Annotated in this window: 14 protein-coding genes; 11 read left to right on the plus strand and 3 right to left on the minus strand. The window is 38.2% G+C overall.

The features are described 5' to 3' along the window. The first annotated feature begins 13 nt into the window (after positions 1–13). Both NYE61_RS18385 and NYE61_RS18390 read left to right on the plus strand, forming a co-directional pair. Positions 14–1510: an aldehyde dehydrogenase family protein gene (locus NYE61_RS18385; RefSeq protein WP_303448739.1), complete on the plus strand. Its 1497-nt coding sequence runs from the start codon at positions 14–16 to the stop codon at positions 1508–1510. A gap of 153 nt (positions 1511–1663) precedes the next feature. Continuing rightward, a complete protein-coding gene (locus NYE61_RS18390; RefSeq protein ID WP_251661225.1) occupies positions 1664–3130 on the plus strand; it encodes an alanine/glycine:cation symporter family protein in 1467 nt (488 codons plus the stop codon). Between the two features lie 293 nt (positions 3131–3423). Here the strand turns inward: NYE61_RS18390 and NYE61_RS18395 are convergent, their stop codons facing one another. Continuing rightward, on the minus strand, positions 3424–4614 hold the full coding sequence (locus NYE61_RS18395) for an endonuclease (RefSeq protein ID WP_251661227.1): 1191 nt from the start codon (positions 4612–4614) through the stop codon (positions 3424–3426). A 615-nt stretch (positions 4615–5229) separates the two neighbouring features. Between NYE61_RS18395 and NYE61_RS18400 the strand changes: the two genes are divergently transcribed. The 5 genes from NYE61_RS18400 (at position 5230) to NYE61_RS18420 (ending at position 11044) form a co-directional block, all read left to right on the plus strand. Beyond that, complete coding sequence (locus NYE61_RS18400; protein ID WP_303448734.1) at positions 5230–5820, plus strand: CalY family protein; 591 nt, start codon at positions 5230–5232, stop codon at positions 5818–5820. Positions 5821–5945: 125 nt separating this feature from the next. After that, on the plus strand, positions 5946–9365 hold the full coding sequence (locus tag NYE61_RS18405) for a phosphodiester glycosidase family protein (RefSeq protein ID WP_339316279.1): 3420 nt from the start codon (positions 5946–5948) through the stop codon (positions 9363–9365). A gap of 124 nt (positions 9366–9489) precedes the next feature. Beyond that, entirely contained in the window at positions 9490–10056 is a 567-nt protein-coding gene (locus tag NYE61_RS18410; RefSeq protein WP_303448729.1) for a TasA family protein, read from the plus strand. Between the two features lie 98 nt (positions 10057–10154). Further along, positions 10155–10478, plus strand: coding sequence for a hypothetical protein (locus NYE61_RS18415; RefSeq protein ID WP_095313868.1), 324 nt, complete (start codon positions 10155–10157; stop codon positions 10476–10478). After that, positions 10478–11044, plus strand: a complete 567-nt coding sequence (locus NYE61_RS18420; RefSeq protein ID WP_339316281.1) for a signal peptidase I — start codon at positions 10478–10480, stop codon at positions 11042–11044. The genes NYE61_RS18415 and NYE61_RS18420 overlap by 1 nt, the downstream gene beginning before the upstream one ends. 133 nt (positions 11045–11177) lie before the next feature. Here NYE61_RS18420 and NYE61_RS18425 read toward each other — a convergent pair whose 3' ends face one another. Further along, the gene (locus tag NYE61_RS18425) at positions 11178–11573 is read right to left on the minus strand and encodes a hypothetical protein (protein WP_303448725.1); all 396 of its coding nucleotides are present in this window, start codon (positions 11571–11573) and stop codon (positions 11178–11180) included. A 499-nt stretch (positions 11574–12072) separates the two neighbouring features. Here NYE61_RS18425 and NYE61_RS18430 point away from each other — a divergent pair, with 499 nt between their 5' ends. Further along, the gene (locus NYE61_RS18430) at positions 12073–12972 is read left to right on the plus strand and encodes a glycine betaine ABC transporter substrate-binding protein (protein ID WP_118890208.1); all 900 of its coding nucleotides are present in this window, start codon (positions 12073–12075) and stop codon (positions 12970–12972) included. A gap of 244 nt (positions 12973–13216) precedes the next feature. Here NYE61_RS18430 and NYE61_RS18435 read toward each other — a convergent pair whose 3' ends face one another. Next, on the minus strand, positions 13217–13384 hold the full coding sequence (locus tag NYE61_RS18435; protein ID WP_158586299.1) for a hypothetical protein: 168 nt from the start codon (positions 13382–13384) through the stop codon (positions 13217–13219). 296 nt (positions 13385–13680) lie between these two features. Between NYE61_RS18435 and NYE61_RS18440 the strand changes: the two genes are divergently transcribed. The 3 genes from NYE61_RS18440 to NYE61_RS18450 are packed head-to-tail and all read left to right on the plus strand — an operon-like array spanning position 13681 to position 16785. Then, entirely contained in the window at positions 13681–14196 is a 516-nt protein-coding gene (locus tag NYE61_RS18440) for a tripartite tricarboxylate transporter TctB family protein (protein WP_303448721.1), read from the plus strand. Positions 14197–14217: 21 nt separating this feature from the next. Next, complete coding sequence (locus NYE61_RS18445; protein WP_316246668.1) at positions 14218–15723, plus strand: tripartite tricarboxylate transporter permease; 1506 nt, start codon at positions 14218–14220, stop codon at positions 15721–15723. A 54-nt stretch (positions 15724–15777) separates the two neighbouring features. Further along, positions 15778–16785 carry a tripartite tricarboxylate transporter substrate binding protein gene (locus NYE61_RS18450; RefSeq protein ID WP_095313876.1) on the plus strand — a complete coding sequence of 336 codons (1008 nt, stop codon included), beginning with the start codon at positions 15778–15780 and terminating at the stop codon, positions 16783–16785. Positions 16786–16906: the final 121 nt, after the last annotated feature.

The following is a 16906-nucleotide window of genomic DNA, read 5'->3' on the forward strand; positions in this document are numbered from 1 at the left end:
AAGGAGCGAGAACATGCAAGCGACAAACTATAATTTGAAACCGAAAGTACAAGAATTTTTGAAAGGAATCAAAGGATTATATATCAATGGGGAGTATGTACCAGCGATTAGTGGTAAAACGTTTTCTGTTGTTAATCCTGCTAATGAAGAGGTCATCACAGAAGTAAGTGAAGCGCAGGAGGAAGATATTAACGTGGCCGTAGCTGCAGCAAGAAAAGCATTTGATGAAGGCGAATGGACAAAAATGGAGGCAGCTGAACGCTCCCATCTAATCTATAAGTTTGCGGATCTTTTAGAAGAAAATAGAGAAGAACTTGCACAGCTGGAATCATTGGATAACGGAAAGCCCTACATGATTGCTTTGGAAGATGATATTGATGGAACGATTCAGCATTTTAGATATTATGCTGGATGGGCAACGAAGATATTTGGCAAAACCACTCAAATTTCCAAGGATTATGTAACCTATACGGTACACGAACCCGTTGGAGTGGTAGGTCAAATTATTCCTTGGAATTTCCCGCTTGCCATGGCAGGTTGGAAGCTCGGGTCTGCACTTGCTGTTGGCTGTACGGTTGTTATTAAGCCAGCAACTGAAACACCGTTATCTCTTCTCTATGTAGCACAGCTGTTTAAAAAAGCTGGATTTCCAGATGGAGTTGTGAATATTGTTCCTGGAACAGGAAGTATAGCGGGGGAAGCAATCATTATGCATAAAGACGTGGACAAGGTAGCATTCACTGGTTCAACAGCTGTCGGAAAAGAAGTCATGAAAAAAGCTGCAGACCAAATTAAAGGTATTACGCTCGAACTTGGAGGAAAATCGCCAGCGATTATTTTAGATGATGCCAATCTTGAGGAAGCAATTGAAGGGGCATTTAACGGAACGATGTACAATCATGGGCAAAACTGCAGTGCTTGTACGCGTGTATTTGTACAGCGAAATATTTATGACCGTGTTGTGGAAGCATTTGCAGAGCGGGCAAAAGCACTGAAGCTAGGTGATGGAATGAACCCTGGAACGGAAATGGGTCCACTTGTTTCAGCTAAACAGCATCAAACGGTTCTTAACTATATTGAAGAAGGTAAGAATGAAGGGGCACTTCTTGTCGCAGGCGGTGAGAAGGCATTTGAAAAAGGATACTTTGTACAGCCAACTATTTTCGCTGATGTAGAAGATGATATGGTAATTGCCCGTGAAGAGATCTTTGGCCCGGTCATGTCCATTTTCGTATTTGATTCGATTGAAGAAGTTATTAAGCGAGCTAATGATAGTGACTACGGCTTAGCAGCAAGTGTTTGGACAGAAAACATTAAAAAGGCTCATTATATTTCTGGGAAGCTTCAATCAGGTACTGTTTGGATTAATGATTTTGGTCTTGAATGGGAAACAATGCCTTTTGGCGGCTACAAACAATCAGGAATTGGCAGAGAAATGGGTGGAGAGTATGGGTTACAAAACTATACGGAAGTTAAAAGTGTATTTGTTAACATCAAGCAGAATAACTAGAATTCTAGAATAATAACCGGATACAGATCGTATGGAGGCGGTGGAGTGGGGCTGTTTCATAGTTTCATACCACCTCCTCTCTTTTTATATGAAAATGATTAATATTTTGCAGGATATAAAGAGAGAAACTATTTAATTGTGAGGAGGGATAAGATGGAGGAGTTGGTGAGTAAAGCATCGGGTATGGTTTGGAGTCTTGGTTTGGTGGCGTTTGCACTTGGTGCAGGATTGTTTTTTTCCATTTTGACGCGTTTTGTACAAGTTAGATATTTCAAGGAAATGATTAAGCTTCTTTTTGAAAAAGGTAACCCCGAATCGGGTGTGACCTCTTTTCAGGCGTTTTCTATGGCGTTAGCCGGCCGGGTCGGTATTGGAAATATTGCCGGGGTCGCCACTGCGATAGCATTTGGTGGTCCGGGAGCAGTTTTTTGGATGTGGGTCATGGCTTTATTAGGAGGCGCAAGTGCTGTTATCGAATCCACTCTTGCTCAGGTTTATAAAGTAAAAGATGGTAATCAATACCGAGGAGGAACCCCTTATTTTATTGAAAAAGGATTAAATATGAAGTGGTTCGGGGTGCTTGTTGCCATTGTTGTTACCCTGTGTTACGGAATTTTAGTTCCTGGTATTCAGGCCAACACAATTGCTGTTGGATTCGAAAACACAATTGGTCTTAATAAAAGCATCACTGGCATTGTTCTTGTTGCATTACTTGCCATCATTATTTTTGGCGGTGTTAAGCGAATTGCTACTGTTTCGGAAAAAGTTGTTCCTTTCATGGCTTTAGGGTATGTAATTATCACTTTCATTCTTTTATTTGCAAATGCGACAGAAATTCCAGCGATGCTTTGGTTGATTATTTCAAGTGCATTTGGAGCGAATGAAATGTTTGGCGGAATTATCGGTGCAGCTATTGCATGGGGCGTTAAAAGAGCAGTATTCTCTAACGTTGCTGGTGTAGGGGAAGGAACCTATAGTTCAGCCGCAGCAAATGTATCCCATCCAGCTAAACAAGGTCTTGTTCAAGGATTTTCCGTCTATATTGATACCATCATAGTTTGTACAGCTACTGCACTTATGATTCTAATCACTGGTATGTACAGCGTTACACCAGAAGGGCAGCAGCCAATTGTAGAGAATATCTCAGGTGTTGAAGCCGGACCAATGTGGACACAGGCGGCTGTTGAAAGTGTTATCCCTGGATTTGGCGGTTTGTTTATTGCGATTGCTATCTTCTTCTTTGCCTTTACAACACTGATGGCTTACTACTATATTTCTGAAACAACTCTCATTTACCTTGGTAGAAAGAGAAATCTAAAAGGGTTAAAGTTAGGCCTAATGATTATTTTCTTAGGAATGATTTACTTTGGAAGTGTTAAAAATGCATCCCTGTTATGGGCACTTGGCGACTTAGGCTTCGGTAGCATGGCCTGGCTTAACTTAGTGGCTATTTTATTTCTAACTAAGACGGCTTTAAAAGTATTTAAAGATTATGAAATACAGAAGAAGGCAGGAATTGACCCAGTCTTTGATCCAATTAAACTTGGTATTAAAGGTGCTGATTTCTGGGAAAAGAAAGTGAAAGAGAGCAATTCAAAAGGTAAGAAGGAAGTTGGGTAAGTAGTTGGAAACAGAGGAGACGATACATTTTTAAGGACAAAACTTAAAGGCTCTAGGAGAAACCCCAGAATAAATTATAATAGTAAGCGTAGTATCATTCATTAGTTTTTGGTGAAGATACCACGCTTTTTTTATTAAATATCAATGTGGACATAAAGTTATGATATTGATTTATTTAAAACACGACATTCTTTTAGCTCTATTTTAGTTGTATCTTTCCATCTACCTAGTATAAGGACACCTAACTTAGCTGAAAAGTCAACGCAATGCAGCGGTTTATCTTCCAATTATTTCTATTCCCAAATTTCCGCTACCCATTCCGGGTGATCAATAAATGGATTACGATTATGTTGATAATCGGTGTAGATAATCTCGTTTCTTCTTCTTTCCAAATCATCAACCGGGTCTTCCTCATGCCACTCCAGCAATACGGATAGCTTGCCGTGGTATGGTGCAGATCCATTATTGACCTGATTATTTAATTCCAAATCTGGTTCACCGCTATCACCTTCATAACGTACATCCATATAAAAAATCATTCGTGCTACATCACCTTTTACACTATCCCTTGGTTCCCAGGAATCGGAGTCATAATAGTTTCCAGCTGCCTCTGTATGCTCACTGCCGCCTTCATCAAAGTCAAGGTTGCTTCTGGAGCTGTTTACGGAAGCATCTGTTGGTCTTAAATGATGAAGGTCAGTGCCAGGACCCATCGATGTACCGAAATCTCCATGAGATTTTGCCCAAACATGTTCGCGATTCCAGTCATCCGCATTTCCGCCATTTTCATTTTTCCCTTGTGAACGTCCAGTATAAAGAAGGATTACATTATTCGAGTTACTTGGATCTTCATCTGTTTCACGCAGTGCTTCCCAAACATTGGAATAGGAGATTTCTGTATGATCATCAATGATGTCGTGCAGAGCAGATTTTAATTGTTCTCCTGATTTACCATTCGCAGCATCATAATAGCCGTCCGGGCTTGGAGTTTCAGGCTCTGGATATGGGTTTGATTCTGGTGGCTGTGTACCGTCCTCGTGCTGTTCAAAAGCAGTTCCGTTCTTTATTCCAGCATGAGAAAAGTAGTTTGCTAGTGTACCAGTTACTTTGATTTTTTCTCCTAATAAGGAAGGATTGGATTGCAGTCCAAATGAAGTTCGGAATGAAGATGGTATTTGAACATAAATCATTTCTTCTATGTTCGTTGCAGAAGGACTATCAGCTAATGCAAAAGCATAATTATTAGGGAAATTAAGCTTGATGACTGAAGTTGTGGAGACTGGTTGACCAACAATGTATCCCTCAACCGTTTTAGTCGAGTTATCTTGATTGGCCATAGCCTGTGTGACTGTATATGGGGACGAGACTGATCCGTCACCTGTGTTTGCATTCACGAAAGTATTGGTTACCGGTTTGATAAAGAGTAGTACAGATGCAAGCAATAAGACAGCAGCTATCAATATTCTCTTTTGATTACGTTGCAATTGATTCTCCTCCTTTTGGTTGGTTCAACTGTATTATATAACACAGTTATAAAGTTAGCTTTACTGAAGTATAAAGTTGTTGTAACAAAAAACATGAGATAGGTCGTAGTCAAAAATATGGGTTTAGTAGTTTCATCGCTACAAACAACTGTATAAAACCTAGTAAATAACATGCTGTTCCTTGCTCTTTTTTTATCATTTAATTAATGGAATGAACCAAATACGAAGAAGTAAAATTGGCGCACAGGATTACTTCTAGTTTTTATCAAATGAAAAATGATTGATATCTGAAACTTACTATTTATTTGATTCTCTTTATTGTTGGGCATATAGAATCACTACTAAAATCGTGATTTATCTTACAATTCTTTATCTTTTGATTAACGTTTAGTTAATAGTAAATGTCTAAAATTACAGAGGAATACGAAAATAGTTCTGTGCAAAAAGTCTGGTACAAAGCGAAAGCGATTACTTCAATTTGAATTGAAAGTTAGTTTATTCTCGAAGGATGTGATGCTTATAGGAATTACAGGTTGAAATTTCATTAGCTTAGTCAATGGAAGTGAGTAGTCTTTGGAAAGCCCTAATCTATTACACTATCAGGAGGAAAAGAAGATGGGAGTAAAAAAAAAATTGATAACAGGAATTTCTGCATTTGCTTTAGGTGTCGGATTAATCACTGGTGGTACTTTCGCTTATTTTAGCGATACAGATGAAACTAGCAATACTTTTGCTGCAGGTACCCTGGATTTAAGCGTTAATCCAACAACCATAATTAATGTTGAAAATATTAAGCCAGGTGATTCGTTTTATCGTAATTTTGAACTTACAAATGATGGGAGTTTAGACATAGAAAAGGTTTTACTTGAAACGTCTTATTCTGTAACGGATGCAGCGAATGACAACGGAGAAGAAGATTTTGGCGAACATATAGAAGTCGAATTTTTATACAATAACAACAACTCGGATGAGATTATTTACAAGACGACTGTTTCTGAGTTGGTTGAAATGACTCCAGAGGCTATTGATCAGCATATTATGTATCCTTGGTATGGCGAAAAAGGAATGCCTGTTGGTTCCGTACATGACTTCGGTGTCAAATTTAATTTTGTTGACAATGGTGAGGATCAGAATGTTTTTCAAGGGGATTCACTCGACTTGACATGGACATTTGAATCTTTTCAAACAGCTGGTGAAGATAGATAAGCTATCAATATGTTTTCAAAAAGCTCGGTAAAAGGATGCGAAACAAAAGTTAATAATTTTGAAATGCAGCTACCGAAGAATCGAACAAGTGGGGAATCATAATTTCAATATGAAGGGTGAAAATCATGCATTCTGTAAAAAAATTATTGGCTTTGTCGTTTGTATTTCTACTAACCTTTCAAACTATAGGAATAGTAGGATATGCTGCAAATACGGAGTCAAATAGTTCAGGAAACATAATGATAGAAAGCAAGGAAACACCGCAATCATCAAAAGAAAATGAAGCCCAGATACTGACAGAAATTGAACAAAGTGAACGAATTGAAACAAAATCTGAATCGGAGCAGATTGGTAAAGGAGTTACATTTACTACATTTGAAATGCTTGATGCTCGAGGGTGGATTAATGGTGAAATGTTAGAGATTGATCTCAAAAATGAAGCTGTTTCTCTTGATCTTTTAACAGCAGACGGAGTAGTGGCAGCATCAGAACCAATTTCTGAAGTAACCAAACGCGAAGGAGCTATTGCGAGTGTAAATGGTGACTTTTTTGATATTAATTCTACTCAAGCTCCGTTAGGGATTGAAATTAAGGATCATGAAATAATCAAAGGTCCTAATAATGGAAGAGAAATGGCTGCAGGGGTTACAACAGAAGGGATTGGAGAGATAGCTGCTATTTTTCTCGAAGGTACTTTTACATTTAATGAGCAAGAACACGAACTAGCTTCCTACAACCAGAATACAATACCAGAGAATGGCATCGGTTTATATAATGCTTTATGGGGACAAGCATCAAGGGAAGGAGCAGTTCATGGGGATCCAAATGTTTATGAAGTGATTATTGAAGAAGGGGAAGTTGTGAAAACTGGCAGTGAAATCTCAGATGATGAAATCGTAAAAAATAGGAATATATTAATTGGTAGGGGAAATGGGACAGATACTTTAAAAGAAATGCGGGTTGGAGATTCCGTAACAGTTGAATATGCACCGAAAACAAATGGGGATGGGGAGTATGCATTTGCCATTGGCGGTAATCCAACACTTGTAAAAGAGGGTGCTGTGCAAGATGTTGATGACGAAACACTTGCGCCTAGAACGGCTGTAGGATTTTCCGAAGATGGTGGGACGATGTATCTCGTATTGGTTGATGGGCGTCAAAGTTCAAGCAGAGGGATGACTTTATATGAGATGGCAGAATTCATGAAAGAAATCGGATCGTATCAAGCATTAAATCTTGATGGTGGTGGTTCCTCAACACTTACTTCAAGGATGCCCGGAGAGAATGAAGCAGAAGTGAAAAACAATCCATCTGATGGTGTGGAACGTTCGGTGCCAAATGGTATTGGTATTTTTACTGCAAAAGAAAATGGACAATTAACAGGTTTAAATGTTGATACAGTTATGCAGCATGAAAATGCTTATCGTGTTTTCCCTGAATTAACAAGGAGCTTCACAGTGAAGGGATTTGATGATGCTTATGACGCTGTGTCTGCTGAGAATATTCAATGGGAAGCTTATCCAAGTGAGTCTGGCACATTTAACGAAGAGGGAGTATTTACCGCAAGTAAGACTGGTCTTGCTGTAGCTAAAGCGAAAGAAGGTAATATTGAATCAGAAAGCAGAATTCAGGTTTTAGGAGATTTAAAGAGAATTGAAGCAACTGAATCCAGAATAAGTACAGTTCTAGAAGAACCCGATACTTTTTCAGTAATTGGTATTGATGAAAATGGTTATGCTGCACCTATTGAACCAGAGGATATTCAATTAGATTATGATGAATCTGTAATTGAGGTTACAAACAATGAAGATGCAAGCTTCACAGTAAATCCAAAACAAGATGGGGCTTCGACAACGATTACAGTAGCAGTTTTAGATAAAAAATTCTATCTGCCTGTTACCATTGGATTTCAAGAGGAAGTTGTGTCGGGTTTTGAAGATTCTTCTGATTGGAGTGTTCAAAAACACCCATCCAGTGTTGGGGCTTCTATAGAGGAAGTGGAGGGCAGAGAAGGTAATGCAATTCAATTAAACTATGATTTTAGTACGACTACTGCAACCCGCGCAGCATACTTGCAAGCAACTCCTGATCTGGAGCTTCCGGCGAACACGCAAAAAATTGGTTTATGGATTCACGGAGATGGAAACGGTGCTTGGCTTCGTGCGGTTCTCAGAGATACCAGCAACACTCAATATGTAATAAACCTAGCTGATGAAGTAGATTGGACAGGATGGAAATATGTTGAAGCTTCGTTACCAGCGGGCGTGCAACATCCAGTCAAATTGTGGAGAATATACCCTGTCGAAACGGTTCAAAGTCAGCAATATGCAGGTAGTTTGATCTTTGATGAGTTGACTGTACAGGTACCACCAGAAGTAGACATACCCGAACAAGAAAAAATAACAACAGACCCACTTGTGATTCAAAATGATGAATTTGGTGAAGATCGCTGGAAGTTTGCTGTTATTTCGGACACGCAATTCGTTGCAGCAAATCCAAACAGTGATGTATTGCAAAGAACTCGTGAAACGTTACAGCAAATAGTAGCAGCGGACCCTGAATTTTTAGTAATCAACGGTGATTTTGTAGATACAGGATACCCTGAGGATTTTCAATTGGCGAAACAAGTTTTAGAAGAAGAAGTTGGTGATCGTTTTCCGATTTATTACGTTCCAGGAAACCATGAAATGATGGGTACGGGGAATTTAACCAATTTTGAAGAAGTATTTGGAGAAACGCGTCAATCATTCGTTCATAATGGAGTGCAATTTGTGATGTTGAATTCCTCGGCAGGGAGCTATAGAGCTTCTGACTTTCAACAATTAGTTGAATTACAGGCCACGTTAAATAAGGCTGCACGTAATCCAGAAGTTCGTAACACAGTAGTTTTTTCCCACCATCCAACTAATGATCCGATGCCAACAGATGCTAGTCAATTAAGTGACAGAAAAGAAGTTGCGCTTGTAGAAAAATGGCTATCTGAATTCAGAATGACATCTGGAGGAAAAGGAGCAATTTTTATTTCTTCACATGCCTCAACTTTTAATGTGAATCGGGTCAATGGCGTACCATATTTTGTGACTGGAACAGCGGGGAAAGACCCTTATGGTACTCCTGATAATGGAGGAATCCTTGGTTGGACTATGTTTGGTGTCGAAAATGAATCCTCATTATTAAGGGGTATTCAAAGTCCTGAAGAGACAGATTGGATTAGAACAGAAGTAAATCCATTACTTGAAGAAATAACGGTTGATGCACCTGAAGAATTAGCCGTAGGTGAAACGATTGAAGTAAAAGCTACCGGACATCAACCTGGAGGGATTAACTTCCCGCTTCGATACCCAGCAAGTGTAAACTGGTCAGGAAGTGACAATGTTTTTGTAGGTAACAGTGAAGAATCTAACGAAGCGATTCGATCTGGAGAATATACTTCCGTATTTGATTATACAACAGGTAATCTTCGTGCATTACAACAAGGTGAGGTTACATTAAAAGTTCAATCCAATCAGATGGAATCTGAAGTTAAAATTCAGATTAACGAGTAAGAACATAAATGGTCAATTGCATTAGGGAAAGCTGCTTTCTAACGCGTCCGTAAGCTAGACTCCCACCTATAAATTTGAAAAGAGGTGGGAGTCTCACGGACTACCATTTTAAGGAGGGGCTGAAGTGAGTATAAAAGGCAAGCTTATCATGAGCAGCTTCTTAGCTATACTTGGTATAAGTTTAATAGCCGGAGGCACGAGTGCTTATTTTACTTCTGTTGTATCCACTAATAATACGATTACAAATGGTTCATTGGTTCTTGGGTTAAATAAACAAGAGATTTTTCATATTGAGAATCTAGTTCCAGGAGATATACAGGAAACTCAATTTAAACTTACCAATGAAGGAAGTGTGGACATGGGAGATATTACGTTACATACTTCTTATGAAATCATGGACAATGGTGAACCAAATAATGGTGATGACCTCGGAAATCACCTCATTGTTGAGCTGTTATCCAATCAGGGCAGAGAAGAGACACAAATCTTTGAAAAAACGCTCGCGGAATTAAGCCTTAGCCCACAGCAAATCACAAAGGAATTTTCGGCTGGAAGCACGGCAAAAGAATTCACAATCCGAATTACCTTTGTGGATAATGGAGAAAATCAAAATCATTTTCAGACAGATCAATTAAAATTCAATTGGGAATTTGAGGCAGTCCAGATAAGTGGTAATACAGATGCTGAATAAAGCATTGATGGAATAAGGGAATTATTTTTTAATCCAGCTTTTCCCCGTCAAGTATATTTTGTTGCCATGTAAGGCGACATGAGGAAGAGGGGATTAATATGGGATGGCTTTTTAAATATCGTGGCAAATCAAGGAACAAAGCTTCGCTAATTGTTTTAAAGGCTTTTATAAGCTTGTATGTCTTTTTCTTGTCTACAAGCTATCTAACTAGCAATACCAATTCATTCTTTCATTACTACCATAGCGTAGATGGAGAGGTAACCATAGGTGCTTGGGATAGTAGAAAAACTAATGAACATAGTGTAAAAGAAAAAATGAGCGGCATTGTGAAGACGAACTGTTCGGAGGAATCTTCTGAGGAACTACCGGTAAATGGAAATACAGAAGAGAAAAAATTATTGCAAGAAGGTGAAAAATGCTGATGCTATTAAAATGGACCAACAGGATAGTGACAGGTGTTTTATTTATTTTATTAATAGGTGTAACCATATTGGTTATTCCTGCTAAAATAACTGGAGAGCAGCCGGAAATATTCGGCTATCAATTGAAATCTGTTTTGTCGGGATCTATGGAGCCTAGTATTCAAACGGGATCCCTCATCGCAATAAAGTCAGTCAAGGGAGAAAAGATACCTCATATACAGGAAGGTGATGTAATTACATTTATTGGAGAAGAAAATAATTTAATTACCCACCGTATTTCTGATATTGCATTAACAGACAGCAGTACGGTTTATACTACAAAAGGGGATAATAATAATGCGACAGATTCGGCACCGGTATTAGCTGAGAATGTTGTTGGGCTGTATTCTGGATTAACGATTCCGTATGCCGGCTATGTCATTAATTTTGTCCAATCCCCCAACGGATATATATTATTTATGGTCATACCTGGCTTGCTTATGGTTGGATACGCTGTGTACACTATTTGGAGAATTCTAAGGCAACTGGATGATAGAACAAAATATTTTGTGGATAATGCGGAATGAACGTGTTAGTCATGTTTTAAACGGCAATTAAATTTCTATATAACTGAGCAATCCGATTCAAAGTACTCGCTGGCGAAGCCCCTACCTTTTCGAGCGTCTGCAAAGAATCGGATTGTTCTTTCGAAGTCTGCGATTAGTCTCGTTTGGCTAGAATATCTTGGATAATCTCCGTGTGCACCCCCGCCCATGCCTTTTCTTTAAAATGCAGAATCAGGCTAATCGTGAGTAATATTAAGTAAATAATGGAGAAGATCATCCAATTTGAACTTCCATCGTGAAAGAGAAAGTTTTCCAATGGATTCGCAAAGAGAAAGAGTAGCCATGGTATAGCTGTAGCAAAAATTGGAATGATTCCAATCCCACTCTTTTCCTTTACGATTTGGTAATAAATTAATTTTAGGGTTTCACTGTCGAGCAACTGATAAAATTCTTTTATAGATGCCGGTTCCTTCAAATATCGGCTCTCTTTTATGTCTTCAATTGGCATCTCTTTTAGTCGAAGATAGAGTTTATGTGCATCCCCTCGCATAGAAAATTTCAGGGAAACTCCTCCTCTCATATGGTTTTACACTATTACCCTTTGTAAAATAGCTAAAATAATACATTGAATTCGTTTGGCCCTTTTATGCACTATTTAACACAACTCCCAATCGTGGCTAACTATTCCAGTTGTTAGAAGATAGTATTGGTAATCATGCTGGAAGTATTGAGAAATCTTCAATTAATTGATCACTTAGCAGTACCAGTATTATTAGTTATTTCCGATTAGAAAGTACATATTATTAATATGTTGGTCTCAAGTTCCTATTTTTAGTAGTGAATATTTTTTGTAATATTCAAACACACTAATAATTTTAACCATTCCCGACCATAATCCCTGTGGGTGAACCTGAGTCCTGAAAATGGCTGATAATCACGATTTAAGAGCTTTGCTATAAAATTTGTTCTATTTTATTATTACTTAATGTTGGTCGAAAAAGTTTGTCTTATTTAAATTTACTGAATAGAGAAGGGGTTCTGCTATAATAATGAAACAGATAGTAAAGAAAGGCATTGCTTTCATAAGCATAAGTATATTAATGATATTAGCAGCATGTCAGGGAGAGGCTGGCGATAATAACTCAGAAGAAGATAATGCAGCAGCTGACATTTCAGAAATTGTCGGGATTGAACCAGGATCCGGCACAATGACCATCGCAGAGGAAACAGTTGAAGCATACGACTTGGATCTGGATTTGTTACCAAGTACTGAACCTGCGATGATTACCGAATTGCAAACTGCGCTTGAAAATGAAGAACCGATTGTTGTCACACTATGGCAGCCACATTGGATGTTCAGCGAATATGATTTGAAATTCTTGAAGGATCCACAAGGAACACTGGGTGAATCAGAAAATATTCATACGATGGTAAGACAAGGTCTTGAGGAAGAGCATCCATCAGCATACAAGCTTTTGGACAACTTTTATTGGGAAGTGCCCGATATGAATGAAGTGATGGCAAAGTTTGGGCAAAATGAGGACGTTGAACCACGAGAAGCAGCCGAGGAATGGATTGCAGATAACCGTGACAAAGTTGATGCTTGGACAGAAGGCATTGACACAGTTGAAAATGAGACAATCGAGTTGGCCTATGTTAACTGGGATACGGAACTTTCATCAACAAATGTGGTTGCACTTGTGCTTGAAGAATTGGGCTATACGGTGGAATTAACCCCGCTTGACATGGGAATCGCATTTGAAAGTCTTTCAGTAGGGGAAGTAGATGGGATGTTAATCGCTTGGCTTCCAGTAGGTGCAGCATCTTATGCGGAGCAATATAAAGATGAAATTGTTGATTTAGGACCGAGCTTAGAAGGTGCCCAGCAAGGGTTTGTGGTTCCTGAATATATGGATATTGACAGTATTGAAGACTTGCCAACAAAATAAAGCATGAAGGCTAGGTAGTGATACCTGGCCTTTTTTGTTGTTAGGAAAGTAATGTGGATTATTAAATTGCTAGACAGGCACAGCTCAGAGTGAGCAGGAAACCCCTCACTGTATGAATCACCCCGATGACGAGAACATTATATTGTAGGAGCCGAGTCCTTACTGAGAGCGGTTTTTTAAGTATCAAGTAACATCATTTAAAATATAAACCTGCCCGGATTCATTGCAATATCAATAATAAAGACTACATGTCTTCATTATCTTTATCATTATTTTTACTATCATTGAGAACTAAAGCAATATTATTATTGTTTATTAATGGATCCAAATCTGGCTCTTTTTGCTCTTCTCCATAAAATGCTTTATTCAGCTCAATATTTGCTTCTTCTGTTTTAGTTGGTTTTTTCTTCATAAATGGAGGCCTCCTTGTACGAATATTATTTCCAGGGAGATTGAAGTTATGTATAGCTATCTTCATTAATAGAAAATTGCATGGAGTCTCGATATTCCATGAACCTATTACTGCTATAGTTTATACAAGTGAATCGATTTCATAATTGTTTTTTGAAAGTAAGCAAAATATTTTTAATCTTAGTAAACTTGCATAAAAGTTAGATTTTATTATTGACAATCCATATAATTTGTCTTACAATATGAATTATAAAAATTGGGTGAAAATTACATATTATTAAACGAAAGGTGTGTGAGATGATGGCAGTGAAATATCAAGATGTTTTTTCTGGTTTTTTTCTCCTGATTGTAAGCGTTACCATGTTTTTGGCGACGTTCAGTTTTGAAGCGCTTACTGAAAGCCAAGTAGGTCCAGACTTTATGCCGAAGATTATTGCATCTATGATGATGATTTTGAGTATTATCATCATCGTAAATGGTTTAAAAAGGGCAAAAATCGAAAAAGAAAGTACAGGTGCATACCAGACAGACGAAGAAGAGGGTACGAAATCGGCATCCCAAGACGAGAAAAAGAACCTTCTTCCAGTAATGATTACATTGGGTTTAATGATTGGTTACTTTGTATTAATACCAATCTTAGGTTTCTTGATAATGACAGCGCTTTACTTATTTCTTCAAATGCTTCTTTTGTCACATAAGTCAAATCGAAAAATCTGGCTTTTTGCTATTCTATCAATCGCAACATCCACCTTGATTTATTACGTTTTTCGTTCCGTATTTTATGTCATGCTTCCTACAGGAATTATTGGCTAAGGAGGTTATCATGTGTTAGATATGCTTTTAGCAGGGTTTGAATCCGTATTAACGATTTACATTATTTTACTTATTATAGTAGGGGTATTTTTAGGGCTAATATTTGGATCTATACCTGGGTTAACAGCAACAATGGCAGTTGCTATTTGTTTGCCAATCACTTATGGAATGGAACCAGTTGCAGGAATGTCCTTATTAATGGGGCTATACATTGGGGGCGTATCGGGTGGATTGATACCCGCAATCCTCTTAAAGTTGCCAGGTACACCATCGTCCATTGCGACAACTTTCGATGGATATCCAATGGCTCAGAAGGGAGAGGCAGGGAAAGCTTTTAGTTTTGCTATTGTTTCCTCGTTTCTAGGGGGATTATTGAGTATTGTTGTTCTAATCATGATAGCCCCACCACTAGGCAAAATAGCTCTTCAATTTGGTCCGTATGAATTTTTTGCCATTGTCATTTTTTCTTTAACGTTGATTGCAAGTCTTTCTGGCAATTCATTATCAAAAGGGATAATGGCGGGTTTACTCGGTATCGCTTTTGCGATGGTAGGTTCAGCACCTATTGATGCATTTCCTAGATTTACATTTGGCTTCCATAGTTTGGATGCCGGTTTTAATATATTACCAGTACTAATTGGGCTGTTCGCTTTATCTGAGATCTTTATTTCAGCGGAAAAGAAAATGAAGGGTTCAGTTAAGGCGAATTTAAAAAAGGTAAATTACAAGGTAAGTATAAAAGAATACTTGGGACAAGGATGGAACTTTCTAAGGTCAAGTGTCATTGGCATTGCGATTGGAATCCTCCCGGGGATTGGCGGTGGAACTTCTAATATCATTTCATATGTTGCCGCAAAAAATTCATCCAAAAAGCCTGAGAAATTTGGCACTGGGATTCCTGACGGGGTCGTTGCTTCCGAATCTTCGAATAATGCTGCTGTAGGGGGAGCGCTTGTGCCACTCGTTTCTCTTGGAATACCAGGTGATACTGTAACTGCAATGCTTTTGGGCGGACTCGTATTACATGGTTTACAGCCAGGTCCTTTGTTAATACAAAATAGTGGGGATATAGTCTATGGTATATTTGCTGCTTTACTGATTGCGAATGTTTTTATGGCTCTATTCTTGTTCTTAGGTATGAAGGGATTTGTACGGCTATTAAGTATTCCAGGCTATATACTATTGCCGATTATCCTCGTTCTTTGTGTAGTTGGTGCTTACGGAGTTAATAATCGATTGTTTGATGTAGGAGCGTTGATTTTCTTTGGTGTAATAGGTTATTTGATGATTAAATTTGGGTTTCCATTGACTCCTTTAGTTTTAGGGTTCATTCTTGGTCCGCTTTTAGAAACAAATTTACGAAGGGGATTGATGCTATCGCAAGGTGACTTTATGCCATTTCTAACTTCACCAATTGCAGCAACCTTTCTATCAATCACGATAGTTTCATTGATTTTTGCGATATATAAAAACAAGAAAAATAAAAAGCAAGAGTCCACCGATAACTTAGAAAAAACCGGTACTTAAATCCACTTTTTATGGGTAAATCCCATTGAAATAAAAAATAAGGGGAGAAAATTTATGAGAAACTTTTTAAGAAAAACGCTTTTGGGTTCTGTTTTTATTGCATTACTAGTGCTTCTAGGAGCTTGTGCTGAAAACGCAGCTAATGGATCTTCAGATGCTAAAGATGATCCGGCAAGTGACTATCCTTCAGGTCCAATTACGGTTGTTGTACCAGCAGGGGCAGGTGGAGATACAGACTTGAATACAAGAATTATGGCCAAATATTTAGAAAAGGAACTTGACACTAACATTGTTATATCAAACGTAACTGGTGCGGGAGGAGCAACGGGTACGCAAAATGTTTTGGATGCTAAAGCAGATGGACATACAGTACTAGCCTTTCATAACTCTATGCTTCTGAATAATATCTTTGGGCTTACAGACTACACCTATACCGATTTTAAAATGGCGGGTGTTGGGGTATTAGACCAATCTAATACGTTTGTTACTTCAGCAGATTCGAAGTTTAATGATCTACCTTCATTGATAGAATATGCAAAGGAAAACCCTGGAGAGGTAACGATGGCAACTGAAATAGGTTCCATGACTTATATTCAAACACTACAATTTCAGGAACTTACCGGTGTAGAATTTAACATCGTTGATATTGGGGGAGCATCCGATAAGATCTCTGCACTTCTTGGAGGACGTGTGGATATTGTTCCAACATCACTCGGATTAATTAGCGGCTATATTGAGTCTGGTGATATGATTCCTCTTGGAATAATGGGTGAGGAAAGACTTGAAGGAGCTCCAGACGTTCCGACGTTTAAAGAGCAGGGAGTAGATATTGTTATCGATAAAGCATTTTATTGGGGTTTCCATAAAGATACTCCAGAAGAAATAGTAACTAAATTTTCGAATGCAATGGACCGGGTAGTTGCGAATGAAGATTACCAAGAGGAGATTGAAAATTCTTGGCTTAGTCCAACCTTTTTAAACTCCGAAGAGACGAATAAAAAGCTAGAAGAAATCAATGCAAGTTATCAAGAAGCTTATAAGAAATCAGAGGAAGATAACTAATATCCAAAAATAGAGTGGGGAAATATCAAGATGCTGATAAATTAGGAATTTATTCCAATATATTCAAGAATATTATGATCTGTCAAAATATTATTTTTACTCTAACGAGGAATCAATATAA

The organism is Oceanobacillus sp. FSL W7-1304 (genome assembly GCF_037969805.1).
In the GTDB taxonomy this organism is placed as follows: domain Bacteria; phylum Bacillota; class Bacilli; order Bacillales; family Amphibacillaceae; genus Oceanobacillus; species Oceanobacillus profundus.